This window comes from Streptomyces malaysiense (genome assembly GCF_000980885.2).
GTDB lineage: Bacteria > Actinomycetota > Actinomycetes > Streptomycetales > Streptomycetaceae > Streptomyces > Streptomyces malaysiense.
Genome location: NZ_LBDA02000001.1, coordinates 56,232 through 78,829, shown reverse-complemented (window position 1 = coordinate 78,829; position 22,598 = coordinate 56,232). Strand labels below are relative to the sequence as shown.

Genomic DNA, 22,598 nt, shown 5'->3' with positions numbered 1-22,598 from the left:
GACGCGGTGCGACACGGCCCCGGGTTGTCCGGTTCGACCGCCCCGGCCCCGGAGAATCGGACCCCGTGTGTGCATCTGCCGAGGGGCCCCGGCGGCGCCGGACGTTGATCGTGAGCGCGAGCATGGGGGCCGGTCATGACACGGTCGCCGCCGAACTGGCGCGGCGGGCCGGGGGGTACGGCCATGAGCCGTACGTCGTCGACGTGCTGACGCTGCTGCCCCGCGGGCTCGGGGCGGGGCTGCGCGGCTGGTACCAGGCGGTGGTCCGGCACGCGCCCTGGGTGTACGCCGGGGTCTACGAGGCGTTCCTGCGCGGCGGTCCCGGCGGCACCCGGCCGAGCGGGGTGCCGCTGGCGCGGCTCGCCGGGGAGCGGCTGCTCTCGCTCGTGGACCGGGTGGACGCCGATGTGGTGGTGCCCGTCTTCCATCTGGCCGCCCAGCTGACCGGGGATCTGCGGGCACGGGGGCGGCTGCGGGTGCCGAGCGCGGTCTATCTGGTCGACTTCGCCGTGCACCGGCAGTGGCTGCACCCGGGCAACGACCGCTATCTGTGTCTGACGCGGGCGGCGGCCCTGGAGGTGCGCCGGAACCTCGGGGTGGAGGCCGTGCCGACCGGCCCCGCCGTGGCACCGGCGTTCTCGGCGCCGGCCGCGGGCGCGGCGCGCTGGCGGGAGCGGTTCGCCCGGCGCGCGCCCGGCCGGCCGCCGGTGCTGCTCTCCGCGGGCGCCTGGGGAGCGGCGTCCCGGCCGGACGCCACCGCCGGGCTGCTGGCCGGTGCCGGGTATCTGCCGGTGGTGCTGTGCGGCCGTAACCGACGGCTGTACGACCGGGTCGGCCGGGTTCCGGGGGTGCTCGCCCTCGGCTGGGTCGGGGACATGCCGGGGCTGCTCGGCGCGTCCCACGCCCTCCTGGACAACGCCGCCGGCCAGACCGCCGTCCAGGCCCTCGCGGCCGGGCTGCCGGTCATCGGCTACCGCCCCCTGCCGGGCCACGGTCTGGCGGGCGTCCGCCGGATGGCCGAGCTGGGTCTGTCGGACCTCGCCCCGGACCCGCCCGCCCTGCTCAAGGCCCTGGCCGGCCTTCCGTCGGCCGCCCCGGCGAGGGCGGCACAGGTCCGGGCCCTGTTCCGGGCGGACCCGATGGCGGCGGTGGCGGAACTCGCCGAACACGCGCACCACGCCGGTCCGCCGGCCCCCTGACCGACGGCTCCCTGACCGACGGCTCCCCCGCGCGAGTCCGCCGGTCAGCCGATCCCGTGCTCCCCCAGTGTCCCCACCGCGAGCCCCGCCTCACGGCAGTCCCCGACGATGCCCGGCAGAGCGTCGAGAGCCGATCGCCAGCAGCCGGGCGCGGACTGCCGGTCCGAGTCGTGGAGCAGGATCGTGCCGCCGCCCCGCAGTTGCGCGGTGACCAGGGCGTGTACCGACTCCGGGGTGGCGTCCGCGCGCCAGTCCTCGCCCCACGCGGACCACAGGACGGGCCGCAGCCCGGCACGGTGGGCGGCCAGCCAGCGGGGAGAGGTGAGGATGCCGTAGGGCGGGCGGTACCAGCGGGGGCGGCCGCCGGTCAGGTCGTGCACGGCGCGGGCGGTGCGGGCGACGCCCTCCCGTTCGCGGACGAGTGCGGGACGCCAGGGCCGGTCGTGGCTCCAGCCGTGCACCGCGATCTCGTGCCCGCGCCGCGCGGTGTCCGCGACCAGCCCGGGATGCCGCACCGCGTGTTCGCCGAGCACGAAGAAGGTGGCGCGCACGCCGAGCCCGTCCAGGACGTCCAGGAAGCGTGGCGTGGCGACCGGGTCGGGGCCGTCGTCGAAGGTCAGGGCGACATGGTGGCCCGCTCCGGTACCCGCGAGCCGGGGGAACAGCGGCAGCCGTACGGCCGGCAGCCATGTGGCGGCCGGGCCGATATGGGCGCCCGCGAGCCCGAGCGGCAGCAGGGCGGCGGCCGTGCGCAGGGCGCGCGCGGGCGGGGAGGTGGCCCGCCGGGTCGGATGTTCACTCACGGCGCGTCCCGACCTGGCCGCCGCCCGCCTCGGCGGGTGTGTCCCAGCCCCGGTTCACCGAGGGCGCGTTGGCCAGCCCGACACTGCCCGCGCCGATCAGCGCGATGCCGATGACCTCCGGGATGATCCGCAGTCCCAGCTGCACGGACTCCGCGAACAGGGCCCAGCCGAGCGCCACGCTGGTGAGGGCGTCGCCCAGGGTGAGGGCGGGCTGGGAGGCGGCCAGCGATCCGGCGCCGAGCGCGCTCTGGAGCAGCAGGAAGGCGACGAGCCCGACGGCGGCGGTGGCGTACGGCGACCAGTGGGAGAACATCACCCCGGGCCCCAGGCGCAGCCGTCCCACGGTCTCCTTGAGCAGCGCGGCGGTGGTCGCGAAGGACACGGCGGACGCGAGGCCCAGCAGCGCCGCGCGGGCGGGCCCCCGTACCGCTCGGGCGGAGAGCACCAGCAGCAGGACGACGCAGCAGGCCACCCCGCCCGCCATGAGCCACGCCCGGGAGGTGGCGTCGTCGCGGCCCGGACGCGGCGCGGCCGACAGCAGGAAGACGGCGAGCCCCACGGCGAGCGCGACGAACGCCAGCCAGGTGTGGCGGTCCGGACGGCGCCGGAAGACGAGGCCGCCCACGATCAGCGTGAACAGCAGCTCGGTGGCGAGCAGCGGCTGCACCAGCGACAGGCTGCCCACGGCCAGCGCCCAGCCCTGCGTGACGGCGGACAGCATCAGCAGGGCGACGCCGGCCAGCCAGTCCGGGCGGCGCAGCAGTCGCCGCAGCCCCCGCAGCAGCGCGCCGGCCCCGCCGGGTTCCGCCGGGGTGTCCACCGCGGCGGCCCGGCGTTGCAGCACCGAGGAGGCGGCGTTCGCGAGGGCCGAGCACAGCGCCAGCGCGACCGTGAGGGCGAGCACCCGCGCTCACCCGAGGTGGGCGGCGAGCCGCCGGTAGAGCCCCGGCGCGGCGCCGCGCACCCGGGCGGGCAGCCGCAGCCAGCCGGGCACGTACACCTCGTCGGTGCCGCGCCGTACGGCGGTGAGCACGGCGTCCGCGACCCGCTCGGGCGGCACCGGGCGGGGCCAGGAGCGCCGGTAGGGGGCGCCGCGCCGGTCGAAGAAGGGGGTGTCGACCACGCCGGGGACCACATGGGTGACGCCGACGCCGGTGCCGCGCAGTTCGTAGCGCAGCGCGTCGGCGAACGCGGCCACGGCGGCCTTGGCCGCGGAGTACACGGCCTCGCCGCGCACGCCCACGCTGCCCGCGACGGAGCCGAGCAGCACGATCCGCCCGGAGCCGGCCGCGACCATGTGGGGCAGCAGTCCGCGCACGAGGTGCAGGGTGGCCAGCAGGTCGGTACCGACCAGTTCGTCGATGCGGGCGCGGGGCATGCCGGTGAAGTCGCCGGCCCAGCCGACGCCGGCGCCGGCCACGACCAGGTCCACGTGGCCCAGGTGGCCGAGGGCGGCCTCGGTCACCCGGCGGTCGGCGCCGGGCCAGGTGAGGTCGGCGGCGACGGTGGCCGCCGACATCCCGGCGGCCACCTGCTCCAGACGGGTGAGGTCACGGCCGTTGAGCACCAGCCGCCAGCCCCCGTCGGCGGCCAGCCGGCGGGCGACGGCCGCGCCGATACCGGAGGAGGCGCCGGTCACCAGGGCCGTGGAAAGGGGTTCCCGCTGATCGGCGGGCGGGGTGCCGGGACCCGCCGCCGGGCCCGACTCCGCCGCCGGCCGAGCGCGGTTCGACGGTCCTGCGGGGGACGGGGCGTGCGACATGGTGGCGACCTCACTGCGACGGCGTGCGGGGGTCGCGAGCTCCTGGGCCGGATCCTCGCGGTGTATCCAGGGCGCCACACCCGGAAACTCCGCGCATGTGGAAGCGGCGCGGACGGGGGCCCAGGTGCTCGGGGAGCGGGGTGGCCGGGTGGGTGGTCGAGGGGGGCGGGCACACCGTCCGGTCGGCGCCGGCGCGGGCGGCGGACGAGGGGCCTGGCGGGCGGTAAAGCGAAACGTTGCCGTTTCGCTCAAGCTGGTCTAGCCTCGACGCGTACGAAACCGTTTCGTTTATGTACGCCGCACGACTCGCGCGTGAACGACTTCCCCGGAGTAGTTCCCCATGTCCCAGAAGACCCTGACCGACGACCCCCGAACGGGGCCCCGGGCGGCGGCGCCGCACGACGCCTCGCCCCGGCGGTGGTGGATCCTCGCGGTGATCGCCGTCGCCCAGCTGATGGTGGTCCTCGACGCCACGATCGTGAACATCGCCCTGCCCTCCGCCCAGCGCGACCTCGGCTTCTCCGACGGCAACCGGCAGTGGGTCGTCACCGCCTACGCCCTGGCCTTCGCCTCGCTGCTGCTGCTCGGCGGCCGCATCGCCGACCTGTTCGGCCGCAAGCCGGCCTTCCTCGTCGGCGTCGTGGGCTTCGCCGGGGCCTCCGCGCTTGGCGGCGCCGCGAACGGCTTCGCCATGCTGGTCACCGCCCGCGCCCTCCAGGGCGCCTTCGGCGCGCTGCTCGCGCCGGCCGCGCTGTCCCTGCTCAACACCACCTTCACCGACGCCCGCGAGCGGGCCCGCGCGTTCAGCGTCTACGGCGCGATCGCCGGCGCCGGCGGCGCGGTCGGCCTGCTGCTCGGCGGGCTGCTCACCGACGCCCTGGACTGGCGCTGGACGCTGTACGTGAACGTGGCCATCGCGGTCGTCGCCTTCGCCGGCGGCTGGATCCTGCTGGGCAACCACCGCGACGCGGGACACGCCAAGCTGGACGTGCCGGGCACGGTCCTGGTCGCCGCCGGGCTCTTCTCCCTGGTCTACGGCTTCTCCAACGCCGAGAGCCACCACTGGCACTCCCCCATGACCTGGGGCTTCCTGCTCGCGGGCGCCGTACTGCTGGCCGCGTTCACCTGGTGGCAGACCCGCGCCGCGCACCCGCTGCTGCCGCTGCGGATCCTGCTGGACCGCGACCGGTCGGCGTCCTTCCTCGCGGTGCTGATCACCGGTGCCGGCATGTTCGGCGTGTTCCTCTTCCTCACCTACTACCTCCAGCTGAACCTCGGCTTCAGCCCCACCAGGACCGGTGTGGCGTTCCTGCCGATGGTCGGCGCGCTGATGGTGGCGGCGCAGCTGGGCACCACACTCCTGGTGCCGCGCCTCGGCCCGAAGACCGTCATCCCGCTGGGCTTCGCCATCGCCATGGCCGGCATGGCCTGGCTGACCGGCATCGGCCTCGGCTCGCACTACGGCAGCGCCGTGCTGCCGCAGCTGATCGTCACGGGCTTCGGCCTCGGCCTGGTGATGCCGCCCGCGATGCAGCTGGCCACCGGCGGGGTCGCCGCCGAGGACGCGGGCGTGGCCTCCGCGAGCGTCAACGCCATGCAGCAGGTGGGCGGCTCGGTCGGTACGGCCCTGCTCAACACCCTCGCGACCAGCGCCGCCACCCACTATGTGGCCGGCCGCGACGCCACGAGCAAGCTGGTCCAGACGCAGGCCACGATCGAGAGCTACACCACCGCCTTCGGGTGGTCGGCGGGCTTCTTCGCCGCGGGCACGGTGCTCGCCTTCCTGCTCTACCGACGCGGGGTGCCGCGGCAGGACCCGGACGCGGTGGCGGTCGTCCACATGTGAGGTCACCCGGCCCGGCCGAGCCGCCGAGGGGTCACCCGGTCCGAGGGGCCGCCGTCCGCAGGGGGACGGCGGCCCCTCGCCCGCGCTCGGGGGCACCCGTCCGGGTCCGGGCCTGGCCCCGGCAGGTCCGGGTACCGGGAGCGGGCCAGGACGACCACCTGGGGGAGGAAGACGCCATGGCCGGCGGGAACGAACGCGTCGAGCGGCCGGGGACGGCGCTGGAGGAAGTGCTGTACGAGGCGGAGCGGACCGAGCGGCGCGGCGCCCGGACGACGCAACTGAGCTGCCCGGATCCGGGTACCCGGCCGCCATGAACGCACGAGGACCCGAGCTGCCGCCCGCGCGGGGCCCGCTGTCCGCCGCGCTCATCGGATACCTGCGCGGCACCGGACCGCTCCCCGGCCCGGCCGGCTCCGGGGACCCTTGCGGGGACGACCCGCAGCTCACCCTGTACCTCTGCTACGAGCTGCACTACCGCGGCTTCGCGGGCGTGCCCGCCGAGGCCGAGTGGGACCCGGACCTGCTGCGGCTGCGGGCCGCGCTGGAGCACCGCTTCCTGGCCGCGCTGCGCGCCAGCGTCCCGGGGCACGAGAGCCTGGACGAGGCGCTCGGCGCGCTCCTGGTGGAACCGGCCGAGGGCACCGGCGTCACCCATTTCCTCTGCGCCGAGGGCGAGTTGTGGCAGCTGCGCGAGTACGCGGCGCAGCGCTCCCTGTACCACCTCAAGGAGGCCGACCCGCACGCCTGGGTGCTGCCCCGGCTGTGGGGGCGGGCGAAGGCGGCGATGGCGGCGGTGGAGTACGACGAGTTCGGCGGCGGCCGGGCCGAACGGGTGCACGCCCGCCTGTTCGCCGACCTGATGCGGGACCTGGGCCTGGACGCCGAGTACGGCCGTTATCTGGACGCGGCGCCCGCCGAGATGCTCGCCGTCGTCAACCTGATGTCCCTGCTCGGCCTGCACCGCGCGCTGCGCGGCGCGCTGGTCGGCCACTTCGCGGACGTGGAGATCACCTCCTCCCCCGGGTCCCGGCGGCTCGCCGAGGCGCTGCGCCGCACCGGCGCGGGAGCGGCCGCGCAGTTCTTCTACGACGAGCACGTGGAGGCGGACGCGGTGCACGAGCAGGTGGTCCGGCACGAGGTGATCGGCGGACTACTTGCGCAGGAGCCGGAGTTGGCCGCGGACATGGCCTTCGGTATCGGCGCGACCGAGTACCTGGAGGACCGGCTCGCCCGGCGGCTGCTCGCCGACTGGCGTGCGGGCCGGTCCTCGCTGCGCGTCCCCCTCACGCGGCCGGACGCGCCGGGGCAGCCGCGCACGGCGCGACCCATATTTCCGTGATGTCCGGGTACTCGCGTCACGTGATCGCTTTGCCGCTCCCGGGCGTCTACGCCCCTCAGGACGACACCGCGCTGCTGGCCGGGGCCCTGCGCGAGGAGGCGCTGCCGGCCGGGGCGCGGGTGCTCGACGTGGGCACCGGGAGCGGCGCGCTGGCACTCGCGGCCGCCCGGCGGGGCGCCGAGGTGACCGCGGTGGACGTGTCCCGGCGGGCGGTGTGGACGGCCCGGCTGAACGCGCTGCTGTTCCGGCTGCCGGTACGCATCCGGCGCGGCGACCTCTTCGCCCCGGCGCGCGGGCACCGCTACGATCTGATCCTCGCGAATCCGCCGTACGTCCCCGCGCCGCACGGCGGGCGCGGGCCGCGCGGCCGGTCCCGGGCCTGGGACGCGGGCCACGACGGGCGGCTGCTGCTGGACCGGATCTGCCGGGAAGCGCCCGGACTGCTGGCGCCCCGGGGCGTGGTGCTGATCGTGCAGTCGGCGCTGAGCGATCCCGGGCGCACCCTGGAACTGCTGCGCGGCGCGGGTCTGAAGGCCGCGGTGGTGCGGCGGCGCTGGATCGCGCTGGGGCCCGTGCTGCGCTCCCGGGAGCAGTGGCTGCGCCGGCGCGGACTGCTCGCGCCGCACGAGAGAACGGAAGAGCTGGTGGTGATCCGTGCCGAACGAACCCACTGACCGCGCCCGCCGGATCACCGTACGGCGGCCGGGGCCGCTGCTGGTGGAGGGGCCGGTCGAGGTGGAACTGGAAGACGGTACGACAGTGTTCTCGGACCGCTGGCGTGTCGCTCTGTGTACCTGCCACCGATCTCGCCGCTACCCGTGGTGCGACACGAGCCATCGGCGCAAGGCCTGAGCACCGTTCGTTTTTCGCCGCTCCCCGGCAGGCCCCCCACGGGCCTGTCCGGGGAGCGGCTCAGTGTGCCGGCAAGCCGGCGGGCGACCCCACTTCGCCCGGCGGTCCGGCGCGAGATCACGGGTTCCCCGTTCCGAGAGGTCCGCACTCCCCAGTCACGGTCCTGATCCGGTGTACACGGAGATCCTGCGATCCCGGTCCTTGCGCAGCCCTCGCTAGAACGCGAAGAGGCTGCCGCCGACGGCGTCCCGCTCACAGGAGTTGCCGAACGTGCGCTCGTAGCTGACCCGCTGGCCCTGCCACACACCCTGGGCGGTGACGACCACCGGGTCGTAGAGCTTGTTGCACCAGACGTCGTCACGCGCCTTGAGGGCGGTGAAGTCGCCGCCGACCGCGCGCAGTTCGGCGCAGGCCGCGGGGGCGGCCGGGTGGGTGCCGGAGGCGGTCGGGGCGCAGCTGAGTGTGACGGCGCGTTCGGGGGTCGCGGTGGCCGCTTCACCGCCGTGGCCGACGGTCAGCACCAGCGCCGAGGGGGCGTAGAGCGAGGCCGGGGCGGCGTCCGGGGCGGCGACGGCGGCCCCGGTCAGGGGTCCGCAGACGGCGACGGCCGTGAGGCCGAGGGCCGCTGCCCAGCGCGCGGTGTTCCGCATGGTGTGCATCCTTCCGCTCGAACTAGACGGGTGCCTGCTCCGTTTCCGGTGGGACGTCGGAGCGGCGAGCGCCACTCTGCCGAGTCCCCGCCGGAAACACACATCGACCCCGCAGGTTTCGGTAACATTTCGTGTTGAAGCAGTGGCGTGAAGTCACGGAATTCGAACGACGCGACCCGGCAACTGGGCGGTGGCGGCCCTTGGGAAGTCGTCAATTGGCTGAAAATCAGCGGTTATTTAATCGTCCGGAAACATTCCGACACGGCCGTCCGGGACCCCCTCCATGACTCCCTGTGTTCACCTGACGATCACCGCTCCGCGCGGCGGACGGGGGCGCGCAGGCGAAAGACGGCGACCGGCGGCGGGAGCGGCGGCGCGCACGGGGGGTCGCGGGAAGTCCGGGGAAGCCGGGGGACGGTCCGCCCCCCGGTCCCGCGCGGTCAGATCTGCCAGGAGCGGAGCCGGTCGGCGGCCCCGTACACGTCCGTCTTGCCGGAGATCAGGTCGCGGGCGAGGTCCACCAGGGCGCCGTAGGGCGGGTCGATGCCGGCGCCGCTGACGAACATGTAGGCGACGGCGGTGGCGCAGGCGAAGCGGGCGTTGGCCGCGGGCAGCGGCTTGAGCAGGGCGAGGGTGTGCAGCAGGGCGGCGGCCCGCCATGCGGGGTCGGAGTCCACGCCGAGCCGGGGCGGGTCGACCCGGTGCCGGGCGACGGCGGCGACCAGCGCGGAGAAGTCGTCGACCGCGGGCTGCTCGGGCAGGACCTCTTCGTGCCGCTGGAGCAGCCACGGGACGTCGATGTGGATGACGGGCGGCATCACTCAGGCGGCCTCGCCCCGTGCGGGCGGTTCGTCCTCGGGGAACGCGGCGGCGAACTCGTCGGCGTGCGCGGTGAAGAAACTGCGGAACGCCGCGGCGCCCTCCTTCAGCGCCCGGTGCCGGGCGATGTCGGCGGCGGCGGCCTCGCGGACGAGGGCCTTCATCGACGTACCGCGCTCCTTGGCGATCTGCCGCAGGTCCTCTAGTTCCCGATCACTGAACTCCACGTTGAGAGCTGGCATGGACCAAACCGTACCGCTCGGGTACTCACCCGTAAATTTCCCCAGGCCACGTCGTATCCGGTGCGGTACCGGCCGGCCCCCGGAACGGCCGGCGCGATGCGGCACGGGGTGAGCGCCGCAGGGATCCGGACGGCGGCGCCCGCCGGGGCCGGTGTGCCACGACGCGAGCCGGTCACCGCACCCCGCGGCCGCCCGCGCTCCCACCCCGTCCCGGGGCCCGGCGTTCACCGCTCTGCGGGAAGCACTAGGCTGGGGTCGCGAGAGGTGCCACCTTTTCACTGTGAGTGTGCGCTTGGGAGCGGCGACGATGAGCCGGGTCAATCCGTTCGACGAGGCGGCGACGGCCCGAGCTGTCATCGATGACGACGGAACGCTGGTGGAGTGGAACGAGGGCGCGCGGCGTCTGCTCGGCCACCCCGCCGACGCGGTCCTGGGCCGCCCCGCCGCGGATCTGCTCACCGGCCCCGCCCCCGTCCTGCCCCGGGGTTCCCGCTGGCACGGCACGCTCTGCGTGCGCCACCGCGACGGCCGCGGCGTCGACGTATGGCTGCTCGCCCGGTACCGCCCGGCGACGGACGGATCGGGGGGCCGGTGGATCCTGGTCACCCCGGTGCCCCGTGCGGAACCGCCCGCCGCGGACGATCCGCTTGGCGATGCGGGCCTGATCCAGTCGCCGTGCGCGATCGCGGTGTACGACGAGGAGCTGCGGCTGCGCCGGATGAACGAGGCCATGTCCCTGGTGTCCGGGCTGCCGGAGGAGCACGCGCGGGGCCTGCGCTTCACGGAACTGGTCGACGACCCGCGGAGCGAGGAACTGGCGCGGGGCATGCGCGAGGTGCTGGCCACCGACCGCCCGCTGGACGTGCAGACCTTCATGCGGGCGGGCGGCGAGAGCCGGGCGCACGCCTGGCTCGCCCGGATGGCCCCGGTGCACGACCGCGCGGGCCGGGTGCGGGGGGTCTGCCTGGCCGCGCACGACGTCAGCGACAGCCACCGGGCCCGGCAGCGGCTCCAGCTGGTCAACGAGGCGAGCGTGCGCATCGGCACCACCCTCGACGTCACCCGCACGGCGCAGGAACTGGCCGACATGTGCGTGCCGGCGCTCGCCGACTTCGTCACCGTCGACCTGCTGGACCCCGAGGAGTACGGCGGAGAGCCCCCGGCCCGCATCGCCACCCCGGTGACCCTGCGCCGGGCCGCCCACCGCTCGATCCTGGACGGGGTGCCGGAGGCGGTGATGGAGCCGGGGCAGACCGAGCGCTATCCGGGCGGCTCCGCGCAGGCCGACTCGCTGACCGCGGGTCGCACCATCATCGCCTCCAGGACCGTGGGCGGCACGCACCCCTGGATGAACTGGAACAGCGCCCGCACCCGGCAGGTGCGGGCCTTCGGCATCCACTCCACGATGTCGGTCCCGGTGCGGGCCCGCGGGCTCACCCTGGGGGTCGCGGTCTTCGTACGGCACCGGCGCCCGGACGGCTTCGACTCCGACGACCGGTTGCTGGCGGAGGAGATCACCACCCGGGCCGCCGTCTGCATCGACAACGCCCGGCGGTACTCGCGGGAACGGGAGACCGCCCTCGCCCTGCAGCGCAGCCTGCTGCCCCGCACGCTGCCGCGCACGGCGGCGCTGCAGGCGTCCTCCCGCTATCTGCCGGCGGCGCGGGCCGGGGTGGGCGGCGACTGGTTCGACGTGATCCCGCTGTCGGGGCTGCGGGTCGCGATGGTCGTCGGGGACGTGGTCGGGCACGGCGTGCAGGCCTCGGCCGCCATGGGCCGGATGCGCACCGCCGTACGCACCCTCGCGGACATCGACCTCGCCCCGGACGAACTGCTCACGCACCTGGACGACCTGGTGATGCGGCTCGCCGAGGAGACCGGCCGGGACGGCAGCACCGGCGAGGTCGGCGCGAGCTGTCTGTACGCCGTCTACGACCCGGTGTCGCGGCGCTGCACGCTGGCCCGCGCCGGGCACCCACCGCCCGTCGTGCTGCCGCCGGACGGCCGCCCGCACCAGCTGGACCTGCCCGCGGGACCGCCGCTGGGCCTGGGCGGGCTGCCGTTCGAGTCCGCCGAGGTGGAGCTGGCGGAGGGCACCGTGCTCGCGCTGTACACGGACGGTCTGGTCAAGTCCCGGGACCGGGACGCCGGGCGCGCGATGCTCTTCGAGGCGCTGAGCGCGGGCGCCGGTTCGCTGGACCTCTCCTGCGACCGGATCCTGCGCACCCTGCTGCCGACCGGTGGCGCCGCCGACGACGTGGCGCTGCTGCTCGCCCGCACCCAGGGCCTGCCCGCCTCCCAGGTGGCGACCTGGGACATCCCGGCGGACCCGGCACTGGTCGCGCCGATCCGCAAGCAGGTGGTGGGGCAGCTGGACATGTGGGGGCTGAGCGAGGCGTCGTTCACGGCGGAGCTGGTGGTCAGCGAGCTGGTCACCAACGCCATCCGCTACGGCGCCCACCCGATCCGGCTCCGGCTGATCCATGACGCGGCCACACTGATCTGCGAGGTCTCCGACACCAGCCACACCGCCCCGCATCTGCGCCGGGCCAAGACCTTCGACGAGGGCGGCCGGGGGCTGCTGCTGGTCGCCCAGCTCACCCAGCGCTGGGGCAGCAGGCACACCGGCGACGGCAAGACGATCTGGGCGGAGCTGCCGCTGTTCGAGGAGGACGGGCAGCCGCCGGTCACAGGCTCGTGAGCCAGGGCCTCACCTGTCTGCGGGCCTCGTGCAGACGGGACTTGAAGGTGCCGAGCGGAATACCGGCGCGTTCGGCGGCCTCGGCGTAGTCGAGCTGGCAGATGTCCCGGTAGACCAGCGGCGCGACCAGGTTCGGATGCTCCCGCTCCAGCCGTTCCAGGGCCTCCAGCAGGTCCACCCGGGAGCCGGCGATGACGCTGGTGGTGCGCGGGTCGACGGCGTGCGCCGGCTCGATGGCGACGGGCTGTTCGGCGGCCCGCCGCTTCAGCTCGCGGTACTTCTGCCTGCAGCAGTTGGCCACCACGGTGTACAGCCAGGTGCCGAAGCGGCTGCGGCCCTCGAAGGCGCCGATGTGCCGGGCCACTTGGAGCAGCACGTCCTGGGCGGCCTCCTCGGCGTCCTCGCGGCAGGGCAGGAAGCGTCCGCAGCGGCGTACGACGTCGGGCCGCAGCTCGGCCAGCAGCCGGTCCAGTGCCGTCTGGTCCCCGGCGGCGGCATGCCGGGCGAGTTCCTCCACCGGCCCCTCGTCCCGCACGTCGTGGCCCTCCTTCGAGTCGATCTCAGGGCAGGCATGATAGTCGTATGCACTCCCTGGAGCGGATCGGCCGCCACCGTCTCGAACGGCCGCTGGGCACCGGCGCCTTCGCCACCGTGTGGCTCGCCCACGACCCGGAGCTCGAGGCCCCGGTGGCGGTGAAGGTGCTCGCCGAGAACTGGTCGCACCGGCTGGACGTCCGGGACCGCTTCCTGTCGGAGGCCCGGCTGCTGCGGCGGGCCGGTTCCAGCCGGGTGGTGCAGGTCTACGACATCGGTGAACTCCCCGACGGACGGCCGTACTTCGTGATGGAGTACGCCGACGGCGGCACCCTCGCCGGTCTGTTGCGGGACGGCCCGTTGCCGGTGCCGGAGGCGCTGGCGCTGACGGCGGAGGCGGCGCGGGCCGCCGCCGCGCTGCACGAGGCGGGGATCGTGCACCGCGACATCAAGCCGACCAATGTGCTGCTGCACACGGCCCCGGACGGTACCCGGCGGGTGCTGCTGGCCGATCTGGGGCTCGCCAAGAGCCTGGCGCAGGGCTCGGTGCTGACCCTGGCGGCGGGCTCGGCGGGCTACCGGCCGCCGGAGCAGGCGGAGCCCGGCGCGGGCATCGACGAGCGGGCCGACGTCTACAGCCTGGGCGCGGTGGGCTATGAACTGGTCACCGGGAACGTGCCGGGGCCGCCCGGCAAGGTGGTGCCGCCCGCACGGCTGCGGCCGGATCTCGGCGACGACGTGGCGCGGGCGCTGCTGCAGGCCCTGGAGCCGGACCGGGCGCGGCGCTGGCCCGGCGCTCGGGAGTTCGCGGCCGAGCTGGACCGGCTCGCGGGGCGGCCGGCCGGGGCCGCGGTCGGGGCCGAGCGGCCGGGACCGGGCCGGGACCGCGGTGGGGTCCGGGGCCGGCTGAACGCCGTGACCATGTCCGTGGCCGCGCTGGTCGCGGCCGCGGTGGCGGCGGTCACGGTGACCGTGGTGCTCCACCGCGGCGGGGCCCCGGAGCAGCCGCGGGTGGCGGACGCGGACGGCCGGGTGAGCGTCCGGGTGCCCGCGAGCTGGGACCGCGAGCTGCGCGACGCCGGCTGGGACCCGCGTGTGCTCGGACTCGGCTCCGGACACGAACCGGGCCTGGTGGTGGCCGACGACCTCGCCCGCTGGCCCGATCTGGCCGCCCCGGTCGACGGGGTGTTCGTCGGGGTCAGCGCGCACGGCGATGTCACCGAACGGGTGAAGGCCCTCACGCACACCGGCTGTCACCGCTCCGGCAGCCGGGACTTCCGCAGCGCCGACTGGCACGGCCTGGTGCGGTCCTGGACCGGCTGTCCGGACGGCGGTTCGATCACCGAGTCCGCGCTCGTCCCGGCGGGCGGTGCCACCGAACCGCAGGTGTACGTGCAGCTACGCCAGCAGGGTGACGGCGACGCCACCGATGGCGTACTCCGCTCCCTGCGGGTGAGCTGAGGGGTGAGCCGAGGGTCGGTCCGGGGCCGAAGCGGGAAAAAGTACCGTCGTGTTCCGAACTTTTCCCACCGTCCGTGCATCGGAGTGGGGTGACGGCGCACTCGGCACCGTAGGCACGCGTCCGGCGCGTGCCCCGACCAACCAGGAGTGTTGAGCGACATGGTGTACACCCCACGGTCCGCGCGGCGCGGAGTCCTTTTCGCGGGCTCGGTCGCCGTGCTGGGCCTGCTGACCGCCTGCGGCAACGGACAGACCGTGCACAGCGATCCCCCCATGAAGTCCTCGGGCACGGCGGCGCCCGCGACCGGCGACTCCACACCGGGGCCCTCCGACACCGCGACCACACCCTCCCCCGCGTCCTCCGCGTCCTCCGCGCCCACCGGCGCCCCCACGGCGGCGCCGACCCGGGCGACCGCCACCTCGGGCGGAGGCACCACGGCGGTGAGCACCCGCTGCCACACCTCCGAACTGCGCGCCTCCGTGGGCCGCAACGACCCGGGCGCCGGGCAGGAGAACTTCCCCCTGGTGCTCACCAACACCTCCGGGCGCACCTGCACCGTGCGCGGCTTCCCGGGCGCGGCATTCGTGAACGCCTCCGGCGACCAGCTCGGGCCCAATCCCGGACGGGAGTCGGGCGGCACCTCCAAGACGGTCACCCTCAAGCCCGGCCAGAGCGCCTGGGCCGGGCTGACCTTCTCCAACCCGGGGGTGAGCGGGGCGAGGACGGCCAAGCCGGCGGCTCTGCTGATCACCCCGCCGGATGAACGCGATCACCTGAAGGTGACGTGGACGGGTGGCGAGGTCCCGGTCTCCGGCAACTCCTCGTCCGTCTTCCTGACGGTGTTCAGCCCCGGCACCGCTCCCTGACGGGTCCCGCCCCGGCCGTCGCGGCACGGCCGGGGACTCCGTACTCCCGAGCGGGTGTTTTCATGGGCGGGACAGCGTGACCGAATCCGGAAGGACCCCGCACTGAACAGCGCGCTCGCCGAAGCACTCTCCGTCGTCCTGCTCCTCGGGGTGCTCGCCTTCGCCGTCGTACGGCCCTTCGGGTGGCCGGAGGCGGTCATGGCCGTGCCGGCCGCCGGGATCGTCATCGCCTCCGGCGCCATCTCCCTCGGCCATGCCCGCGCCGAGGCCGAGCGGCTGGGTCCGGTGGTCGGTTTCCTCGCGGCGGTTCTCGTGCTCGCCCACTTCTGTTCCGTGGAGGGCCTGTTCCGGGCGTGCGGGGCGTGGATGGCCCGCTGCGCCGCGGGACGTCCGGTACGGCTGCTGACGGCGGTCTTCGTGCTCGCGTCCGCCATCACCGCCGTACTCAGCCTGGACGCCACGATCGTGCTGCTCACCCCGGTGGTGTTCGCCACCGCCGCGCGCACCGGCGTACGACCCAAGCCGCATGTCTACGCCTGCACGCATCTGTCGAACACGGCGTCGCTGCTGCTGCCGGTGTCCAATCTGACGAACCTGCTGGCGTTCGCGGCGAGCGGGCTGAGCTTCACCCGGTTCGCCGGGCTGATGGCGCTGCCGTGGCTGGCGGCGATCTGCGTGGAGTACGCGGTGTTCCGGCGGTTCTTCGCCGGGGACCTCGCGGCGGCGGCCCCGGCGGGCCGCGACGCCGGCGAGCCGCCCGTCCTTCCCCGGTTCGCGGTGGTGACCGTCGCCTGCACGCTGGCCGGGTTCGTGGTGGCCTCGGCGTTCGGCGTCGAGCCCGCCTGGGTGGCGGCGGCCGGGGCGCTGGTGCTGGCCGGGCGGTCGCTGCTGCGCCGGGAGGCGACCCCGGTGGACGTGGTGAGGGCGGCGGCCCCGGCGTTCCTCGCGTTCGTCCTGGCGCTGGGCATCGTGGTGCGGGCGGTGGTGGACAACGGGCTCGCCGACGCGCTCGGCCACGTCGTGCCGGGCGGCACCGGTCTGCCCGCGCTGCTGGGGACGGCCGCGCTGGCCGCCGTCCTCGCGAACATCGTCAACAACCTGCCCGCGGTGCTGGTCCTGCTGCCGCTCGCGGCCCCGGCGGGTCCCGGCGCGGTGCTCGCGGTGCTGCTCGGCGTGAACATCGGCCCGAACCTGACCTACGCCGGGTCGCTGGCCACGCTGCTGTGGCGGCGGATCGTGCACCAGCACGAGCACGGCGTGAATCTCGGCGAGTTCACCCGGCTGGGTCTGCTCGCCGTGCCGTCCTCCCTCGCGGTCGCGGTGGTGGCACTGTGGGGGTCGCTGCACGTTCTCTGACGGGAGGCCGACCCGATGCGGGTGATCGTCTGGCTGGTCGAGGGCACCTGGCCCGCCTGCGTGGACGCCGTGCGCACCCACGCGCCGGAGTCCGCCGAAGTGGTGCTGCTGCACGTCAGCGGCCCCGATGTGCCCGGGGTCGCACACGGCGCGTTCGCGGGATTGCTGGGCCGCGGGCACCCGGAGCGCGATCCCGGTGTCCTGCTGGAGGAGCTGGGCGGGACGTCGGCCGCCGAACTCCTGGCAGCCGCGGCCGAGCGGCTGGGCCGGCCCGCCGTGTGCGAGGAGCGCGCGGGCCGGGTCGAGCGGGAGGTGGTGGCCGCCGCGGAGGGGGCCGATCTGCTGCTGCTGGCGCGGGACGGCGACCGGTCCCGGCTCGGGCCGCGCAGCCTCGGCCCGGCGGTCCGCTTCGCCGTCGACCACGCCCCCTGCCCGGTCCTGCTGGTCTGGCCCGAGCCGGCCCCCGGCCTCGGGACCATCCCGCCTCCGCCGCCGCACCACCCCTGAGCAGGTCCGCCCCCGTCACGTCGGTCGCCCGCGCGACGGGCACCGGCCACGGCTCCGCGGCGGGCGCGGAAGGCCCCTGTGAACCGACGGGGGCCGAGGGCGTCCGGAGCGCCGGGGGACTCAGTGACCGCTGATCGCGCGAGGTGTGTACGGCCGTTCCAGCTCCTCGATCTCCTGGTCGCCGAGGGTGAGTCCGACGGCGGCGACCGCGTCCTCGATGTGCCGGGGGCTGCCCGCGCCGACGATCGGGGCGGTCACGGTGCTCTGGTGCAGCAGCCAGGCGAGGGCCACCTGGGCGCGCGGCACACCCCGCTCCCCGGCGATCCGGCCGACCGCCTCCACGATCGCGCGGTCGCCCTCCTGGTACAGCCTGCTGCCGAAGTCGTCGCGCTCGCTGCGCCCGGTGACCGTGCCCCAGTCCCGGGTGAGCCGGCCCCGGGCGAGCGGGCTCCACGGCAGCACGCCGACGCCCTGGTCGGCGCAGAGCGGCAGCATCTCCCGCTCCTCCTCGCGGTAGAGCAGGTTGTAGTGGTCCTGCATGGAGACGAACTTCGTCCAGCCGTGCCGCTCCGCCGTGTACTGGGCCTTGGAGAACTCCCACGCGTACATCGAACTCGCCCCGATGTAGCGGGCCTTGCCCGCCTTGACCACGTCGTGCAGCGCCTCCATCGTCTCCTCGACGGGCGTGGCGTGGTCGTAGCGGTGGATCTGGTAGAGGTCGACGTGGTCGGTGCCGAGGCGGCGCAGGCTGTGGTCGATCTCGGTCATGATCGCCTTGCGGGACAGTCCGGCGCCGTTGGGGCCCGGCCGCATCCGCCCGTGGACCTTGGTGGCCAGCACGATCTCGTCGCGGCGCGCGAAGTCCCTGAGCGCCTTGCCGACGATCTCCTCGCTGGTGCCGTCGGAGTAGACGTTGGCGGTGTCGAAGAAGGTGATGCCCGCCTCCAGCGCCTGCCGGATCAGCGGACGGGCGGCCTCCTCGTCCAGGGTCCATTCGTGGCTGCCGCGCTCCGGCACCCCGTAGGTCATGCAGCCCAGACAGACGCGCGACACGTCCAGGCCCGTCGAACCGAGCTTCACATACTGCATCGTTGCTGCTCCTGCCTTCGGGACGGGTGATCAACGGCCGAGCCTACGGCGTGGCCGGACACCGGCTTGACCGGCGAAGCGTCCGAAGGCTTTGATCCTGACATGTTCCGCGCCGCGTCAATCGTCGTACTGGCCGTCACCGTCTCCGTCCTGACGGGCTGTGCCACCACCGGGAAGGACGACGGCGCGAAGCCGCCCGCGGTGCGACTGCCGCCCCGGCACGCCGGGTTCGACTACCAGATCGGCGGCGCCTATCCCCCGCCCTCCGGCGTCCGCGTCGTCAGCCGCGACCGGTCCGACTCCCCCGCGCCGGGCCTGTACAACATCTGCTACGTCAACGCCTTCCAGGCCCAGCCCGCCGAACGCGCCTCCTGGCCGCGGGACCTGCTGCTGCGAAACGCGCGCGGCGAGGTCGTCATGGACCGGGACTGGAACGAGGCACTGCTCGACATCGGCACCCCGGCCAAGCGGAAGCGGGTGGCGCGGCGGGTGGACGGCTGGATCGACGAGTGCGCGCGCAAGGGCTTCGACGCCGTGGAGCCGGACAACTACGACAGCTACACCCGCTCCGACGGGCTGCTCTCCGCCTCCGACGCGATCGCGTTCATCGCCCTGCTGTCCCGGCACGCGCACGACCGGCACCTGGCCGTCGCGCAGAAGAACACCTCCGAACTGGCCGGTCAGCGGCGCCGGGCCGGGCTGGACTTCGCGGTGGCGGAGGAGTGCGGGCAGTACGACGAGTGCGGGGTGTACGCGAAGGCGTTCGGGGACCGGGTGGTGGACATCGAGTACACGGCGGCCGGACTGCGCAAGGCCCTGGCCGGCTGGGGCAAGCGGCTGAGCATCGTCCGCCGTGACCGGGACGTGTCGACCCCGGGCGCCTCCGGGTACGTGCGCGCGGTGCGTTAGCGGCCGCCGGGACGGATGTGTTGCTGCCCCCAGGTGACCGTTCGGCGTGGGAACCGACGGGCGGTCGTACCGTCGGACGATCCTCGTGGGCAGGCGACCGGCACCCGGCCGGTCATGGCCGTCCGGGAGGAACGCGGTGCCGTCTCGTCCGACCACCCTGAGAGCACTGACCGGGGCGGCGCTGCTGCCCGTCGCCCTCGTCACCCCGGCCTGGGGCAGCACGGCCGCCGCCCCGGCCCCCAAGGCCGAGGATCCGGCCACGCTGTGCGCGGTCGCCGGGACACTGCGCGGCGATCACGGCCAGCACGCGCTGGTCAGCCTGTGCGCGGGCAGCGGCACCCCGCAGTTCGCGGTCTCCGCCCCGGCCTCCTGCGGCCGGGCCGGCACCCGGGTCCGCTACACCTGCCGGACCAACGGCACCTGGACCGCGAAGCGCTCCGGGAAGACCCTGGCCGGCGGCCCGCTGCCCGGTTCGGGCGACTACCCGGGGCCCGGCACGTACGACATCACGGCCACCGTGCGGGTAAGGTCCGCGCCCGCCGGGGTGGACCTCATGGGCCAGGTGCGGGCCACCCTGACGCTGACCGCGCCCAAGGCGCCGCCCAGCCACGCCATCACCGTCGACCGGACGAGGCTGCGGCGCAACAGCACGACCACGCTGACCTACACGGTGCGCCGGGACAGCGCGGAGGGCGACGGCAGTGCCCGGTTCGGGCTGATCGGCGAGGCGGGCAGCGGTGTCCGGATCACCACCTCGGACGCCCGCTGCGTCAACCCGCTGGTGGGCGAGTACCCGGCGAAGACCCGGCTGCCGTACTCCCTGGACTGCGCGCTGACCGAGCTCCAGCCCGGCCACCCGGAGCGGGTCAGGGTCCGTGTCACCGTCGGCGCGACCTGCTCCACGGTGGTCTCCAAGCTGGGCTACTGGATGCCCGACGGTCAGGCCCTGTACACCGGCGGCATGCTGAAGGGGCCCGAGCTGACCTGCTCCTAGGGTTCTCCCAGCAGGTCCAGCGCGGTCGTCCAGGGGAACTCGGGACGGCCGCCGTCAGGGCCCGGCTCGCCGGAGTACGCGTCCCCGAAGCGCACGCCCATCCCGCGCAGCCGTACCAGGCTGTCCCGGTAGGCGGGATGGGCGGCCAGCGCACCGGACACACAGGGCAGCACCGCGATCGGCACACCGAGGCCCGCCGCCTCGCACAGGGTGCTGACGGCAAGGGTGTCGGCGATGCCCGCCGCCCACTTGTTGACGGTGTTGAAGGTGGCGGGCGCGACCGCCACGGCGTCGGGCGCCGGGAACGGCCGCGGATCGGCCGGAGACCGCCACGCCGACCGTACGATCCTGCCGGTACGGGCCTGAACCGCCGCGAGGTCGAAGAAGCCGCCCGTCGCGACCGGCGTGGCGATGACCCCCACCTCCCAGCCCCGCCGCTGCGCGGCGACGATCAACTCCTCGACCCCCGCGGCGATTCCGGCCGCGCAGACGACGACGTACAGGAACGGCTTCCGGGATGCTCCGGCGTCTTCGGTCACCCGGGAAGGGTATCGACCGGGTGCCGTGCGTGAGCCGCCTGCCCAGGGGCCCGGTTCCGGGACGGGCGGCCGGTACCCGGCCGTCAGATCCGGGCGGACAGGCGGCGCAGCCGGCGGTCGAGGCTGTGCTGGAGGGCCGCGGTGTGCTCGAAGAGGTAGAAGTGGCCGCCGGGGAACTGGGTCGCGCCGAGGAAGTCGGTGCAGTGGTCCGCCCAGGCGGCCATGTCGCCGGGTGCCACGATCGGGTCGGTGGTGCCGCAGTAGGCGGCGACCGGACAGGGCGCCGGCTCGCCGTCCTCGCGCAGGCTGCCGGCGGCCAGGAAGTCGGCGCGCAGTGCGGGCATGATCGAGGCCAGGGTGGCCGGGTCGAGCGTCGCACCCTCCGGCATCAGACCCAACTGCCCTACTTTTTCGAGGAGTTCATCATCCGACATGGTGGCGACCCGGGCCAGCTCGGCGGCCGGTTCCAGGGCCGGGGCCCAGGCCGAGACGCCGAGGAGCGCGGGGGCCGGCAGGCCGTTCCACGCGGCGGCCACGGACAGCCGGTAGGCGAGCAGCGCGCCGAAGCTGTGGCCGAAGAGCAGATAGGGCCGGCCGTCGAGCTCGGCCTCGAAGACCTCCAGGAGCGCGTCCACCAGGGGGTCCACGTCGGTGAACGGCTTCTCGCCCGAGCGCTCCTGACGGCCCGGCAGCTGCAGGGTGCGCACGTCCATGGTGGAGGGCAGGGTGGCGGCCCACGTCTGGTAGGCCGGGGCGGTGCCGCCCGCGTGCGGGAAGAGGAACACCTGGTGGTCGGCGTGGGGATCGGCCCCGGCGGTGGTGAACCAGCGGGCACGTCGGGTGCGGCCGGCGGCGCTCATGTGTTCTCCTGATCTGTCTGGCGGGCCTTGGACACGAGTACGTCCGCGATCTCCCGCAGGTGTGTCTCCGGTCGCAGCGATCCGATGCGGAGCAGGATGTGCCGGGCGCCCGCCCGCACATAGTCGGCCAGGCGCTGCGCGCAGTGCTCGCTGGGCCCCCACGCGTAGGCGCGCACGGCCGACATCTGCTCCAGGGCGCGCCCGTAGCAGTGTTCGAGGTAGTCGTCCAGCTCGACCCTGGCCCCGCGCTCGTCCGGGCCGACCGTGACCGTCAGGTACAGGGCCGGGGTCACCGCTCCGGCCCGGCGTCCCGCGCGCCGGCAGAGGTCCTCCAGACGGCGCCGCGCACCGGCGTAGGACTCGGCCGAGGTACGGGACGACAGCCAGCCGTCGTAGAGGCGCGCGGCCCGTTCGAGCGCGCGGGCGCCGTCGGCGCCGGCGGCGAGCCACAGCGGCGGTCCGTCCAGCGCGGCCGGGCAGATCAGCCGGTCCAGGCCCTCCGCCTGCCAGTGCCGGCCCGTGAAGTGGTTGGGCGCGCCGGGCCGGGTGCTGCTCCAGGCGGTCCGCCACAGCGCGGTGACCTCGTCGAGGGTGCCTGCGCGAGTGGTGGACGAGGCGCCCACGGCGGCCAGTTCCTCGTCGGCCTCCGGCACCGGGAAGCCGGACCCCACCCCGAGGACGAGCCGGCCGGAGCTGACGTGGTCCAGGCTGCTGACCATGCTCGCGGCCATGAGCGGATGCCGCAGCGCCGGCGCCATGGCCGCGGTGCCCAGCAGCACCCGGCGGGTCACCGCGCCCACGGCGGACAGCACCACGAGGGGGTCGAGCCGGGGGCGCGCGGCGAGCGAGTCGCCCGTCCACAGCGAGTCGAAGCCGAGCTGTTCGGCGCGCCGCGCGAAGTCCAGCAGGGAGGAGGCACTGTGCTCGCCGAGGATCGCCTGCTCCCGGGTCGGCAACAGGACCCCCACCCGGAGCGGCTGACGGACGGCCCCCATCACACACCTCTTTCTCTGGTCGCGGTCGGCGGTACCCGCGATCCAAGCAAGCGCACCTGACAGGTTCCTGATCGTCCGATGAAAGAGGGCGCGGGAATTGGAAAACCGTTAATGCGGAGTCTTAACCAGCCGTGGCTGGGCTCCATAATCGGCAGGAAGCGGCGACGAACACCCAATTATCATGTCCGACATGCACCGTTCCGTCCCGACATCACCGGCAGAAATCAGCATTGTTGCAAGGGGCACGCACTGGCCTGGAAGCGACGGCTGACAC

General features: G+C 74.7%; 24 protein-coding genes. 13 read left to right on the top strand and 11 right to left on the bottom strand.

Annotated elements, in window-relative coordinates:
- Positions 1–122 precede the first annotated feature (122 nt).
- Positions 123–1,199 (top strand): MGDG synthase family glycosyltransferase, encoded by a 1,077-nt coding sequence (locus VT52_RS00365; protein ID WP_079174757.1) that lies wholly within the window; start codon positions 123–125, stop codon positions 1,197–1,199.
- Between the two features lie 44 nt (positions 1,200–1,243).
- On the opposite strand, the gene VT52_RS00360 is transcribed toward VT52_RS00365, so the two are convergent.
- From VT52_RS00360 to VT52_RS00350, 3 genes are read right to left on the bottom strand one after another with little or no spacing between them, the layout of a single operon-like run.
- Positions 1,244–2,002 (bottom strand): polysaccharide deacetylase family protein, encoded by a 759-nt coding sequence (locus VT52_RS00360; protein ID WP_053055681.1) that lies wholly within the window; start codon positions 2,000–2,002, stop codon positions 1,244–1,246.
- Entirely contained in the window at positions 1,995–2,906 is a 912-nt protein-coding gene (locus VT52_RS00355; protein WP_046426599.1) for a DMT family transporter, read from the bottom strand. Before VT52_RS00355 ends, VT52_RS00360 begins: the two co-directional genes overlap by 8 nt.
- Before the next feature lie 6 nt (positions 2,907–2,912).
- Positions 2,913–3,764, bottom strand: a complete 852-nt coding sequence (locus VT52_RS00350) for an SDR family NAD(P)-dependent oxidoreductase (RefSeq protein ID WP_046426711.1) — start codon at positions 3,762–3,764, stop codon at positions 2,913–2,915.
- Positions 3,765–4,104: 340 nt separating this feature from the next.
- On the opposite strand from VT52_RS00350, the gene VT52_RS00345 reads away from it, so the two are divergent.
- The 5 genes from VT52_RS00345 to VT52_RS35140 all read left to right on the top strand — a co-directional run bounded on the left by VT52_RS00345 (position 4,105) and on the right by VT52_RS35140 (position 7,801).
- Complete coding sequence (locus VT52_RS00345) at positions 4,105–5,610, top strand: MFS transporter (RefSeq protein WP_046426601.1); 1,506 nt, start codon at positions 4,105–4,107, stop codon at positions 5,608–5,610.
- A gap of 176 nt (positions 5,611–5,786) precedes the next feature.
- Positions 5,787–5,924 carry a hypothetical protein gene (locus tag VT52_RS37735; RefSeq protein ID WP_167377645.1) on the top strand — a complete coding sequence of 46 codons (138 nt, stop codon included), beginning with the start codon at positions 5,787–5,789 and terminating at the stop codon, positions 5,922–5,924.
- A complete protein-coding gene (locus VT52_RS00340) occupies positions 5,921–6,949 on the top strand; it encodes an iron-containing redox enzyme family protein (RefSeq protein ID WP_046426603.1) in 1,029 nt (342 codons plus the stop codon). The genes VT52_RS37735 and VT52_RS00340 overlap by 4 nt, the downstream gene beginning before the upstream one ends.
- Positions 6,949–7,623 (top strand): HemK2/MTQ2 family protein methyltransferase, encoded by a 675-nt coding sequence (locus VT52_RS00335; RefSeq protein WP_046426607.1) that lies wholly within the window; start codon positions 6,949–6,951, stop codon positions 7,621–7,623. Before VT52_RS00340 ends, VT52_RS00335 begins: the two co-directional genes overlap by 1 nt.
- A complete protein-coding gene (locus VT52_RS35140; RefSeq protein WP_079174756.1) occupies positions 7,604–7,801 on the top strand; it encodes a CDGSH iron-sulfur domain-containing protein in 198 nt (65 codons plus the stop codon). The genes VT52_RS00335 and VT52_RS35140 overlap by 20 nt, the downstream gene beginning before the upstream one ends.
- 215 nt (positions 7,802–8,016) lie before the next feature.
- Here the strand turns inward: VT52_RS35140 and VT52_RS00330 are convergent, their stop codons facing one another.
- From VT52_RS00330 to VT52_RS00320, 3 genes are all read right to left on the bottom strand, one after another.
- A complete protein-coding gene (locus VT52_RS00330; protein WP_046426713.1) occupies positions 8,017–8,451 on the bottom strand; it encodes a protease inhibitor in 435 nt (144 codons plus the stop codon).
- A gap of 440 nt (positions 8,452–8,891) precedes the next feature.
- Positions 8,892–9,269, bottom strand: coding sequence for a toxin Doc (locus VT52_RS00325; RefSeq protein WP_046426714.1), 378 nt, complete (start codon positions 9,267–9,269; stop codon positions 8,892–8,894).
- A 3-nt stretch (positions 9,270–9,272) separates the two neighbouring features.
- Positions 9,273–9,512 (bottom strand): hypothetical protein, encoded by a 240-nt coding sequence (locus VT52_RS00320; protein ID WP_046426609.1) that lies wholly within the window; start codon positions 9,510–9,512, stop codon positions 9,273–9,275.
- Between the two features lie 307 nt (positions 9,513–9,819).
- Here VT52_RS00320 and VT52_RS00315 point away from each other — a divergent pair, with 307 nt between their 5' ends.
- The gene (locus tag VT52_RS00315) at positions 9,820–12,213 is read left to right on the top strand and encodes a SpoIIE family protein phosphatase (protein ID WP_046426611.1); all 2,394 of its coding nucleotides are present in this window, start codon (positions 9,820–9,822) and stop codon (positions 12,211–12,213) included.
- Here the strand turns inward: VT52_RS00315 and VT52_RS00310 are convergent.
- On the bottom strand, positions 12,200–12,748 hold the full coding sequence (locus tag VT52_RS00310; protein ID WP_046426613.1) for an RNA polymerase sigma factor: 549 nt from the start codon (positions 12,746–12,748) through the stop codon (positions 12,200–12,202). The two genes, VT52_RS00315 and VT52_RS00310, sit on opposite strands and share 14 nt — an antisense overlap.
- 47 nt (positions 12,749–12,795) lie before the next feature.
- Between VT52_RS00310 and VT52_RS00305 the strand changes: the two genes are divergently transcribed.
- From VT52_RS00305 to VT52_RS00290, 4 genes are all read left to right on the top strand, one after another.
- Positions 12,796–14,208: a serine/threonine-protein kinase gene (locus VT52_RS00305; protein ID WP_046426615.1), complete on the top strand. Its 1,413-nt coding sequence runs from the start codon at positions 12,796–12,798 to the stop codon at positions 14,206–14,208.
- Positions 14,209–14,367: 159 nt separating this feature from the next.
- Positions 14,368–15,075, top strand: a complete 708-nt coding sequence (locus VT52_RS00300) for a DUF4232 domain-containing protein (RefSeq protein WP_046426617.1) — start codon at positions 14,368–14,370, stop codon at positions 15,073–15,075.
- 102 nt (positions 15,076–15,177) lie between these two features.
- On the top strand, positions 15,178–16,431 hold the full coding sequence (locus VT52_RS00295; RefSeq protein WP_046426716.1) for an SLC13 family permease: 1,254 nt from the start codon (positions 15,178–15,180) through the stop codon (positions 16,429–16,431).
- A 15-nt stretch (positions 16,432–16,446) separates the two neighbouring features.
- On the top strand, positions 16,447–16,938 hold the full coding sequence (locus tag VT52_RS00290; protein WP_046426620.1) for a universal stress protein: 492 nt from the start codon (positions 16,447–16,449) through the stop codon (positions 16,936–16,938).
- Positions 16,939–17,058: 120 nt separating this feature from the next.
- On the opposite strand, the gene VT52_RS00285 is transcribed toward VT52_RS00290, so the two are convergent.
- Entirely contained in the window at positions 17,059–18,027 is a 969-nt protein-coding gene (locus VT52_RS00285; protein ID WP_046426622.1) for an aldo/keto reductase, read from the bottom strand.
- 102 nt (positions 18,028–18,129) lie between these two features.
- Between VT52_RS00285 and VT52_RS00280 the strand changes: the two genes are divergently transcribed.
- Both VT52_RS00280 and VT52_RS00275 read left to right on the top strand, forming a co-directional pair.
- Entirely contained in the window at positions 18,130–18,936 is an 807-nt protein-coding gene (locus VT52_RS00280) for an endo alpha-1,4 polygalactosaminidase (protein WP_046426624.1), read from the top strand.
- A gap of 136 nt (positions 18,937–19,072) precedes the next feature.
- The gene (locus VT52_RS00275) at positions 19,073–19,930 is read left to right on the top strand and encodes a hypothetical protein (protein ID WP_046426626.1); all 858 of its coding nucleotides are present in this window, start codon (positions 19,073–19,075) and stop codon (positions 19,928–19,930) included.
- On the opposite strand, the gene VT52_RS00270 is transcribed toward VT52_RS00275, so the two are convergent.
- The 3 genes from VT52_RS00270 to VT52_RS00260 all read right to left on the bottom strand — a co-directional run bounded on the left by VT52_RS00270 (position 19,927) and on the right by VT52_RS00260 (position 22,324).
- On the bottom strand, positions 19,927–20,469 hold the full coding sequence (locus VT52_RS00270; RefSeq protein ID WP_046426627.1) for a flavoprotein: 543 nt from the start codon (positions 20,467–20,469) through the stop codon (positions 19,927–19,929). The genes VT52_RS00275 and VT52_RS00270 overlap by 4 nt on opposite strands.
- Positions 20,470–20,552: 83 nt before the next feature.
- Positions 20,553–21,329: a thioesterase II family protein gene (locus tag VT52_RS00265; protein WP_046426629.1), complete on the bottom strand. Its 777-nt coding sequence runs from the start codon at positions 21,327–21,329 to the stop codon at positions 20,553–20,555.
- Complete coding sequence (locus VT52_RS00260; RefSeq protein WP_046426631.1) at positions 21,326–22,324, bottom strand: LLM class flavin-dependent oxidoreductase; 999 nt, start codon at positions 22,322–22,324, stop codon at positions 21,326–21,328. The genes VT52_RS00265 and VT52_RS00260 overlap by 4 nt, the downstream gene beginning before the upstream one ends.
- Between the last annotated feature and the right edge of the window lie 274 nt (positions 22,325–22,598).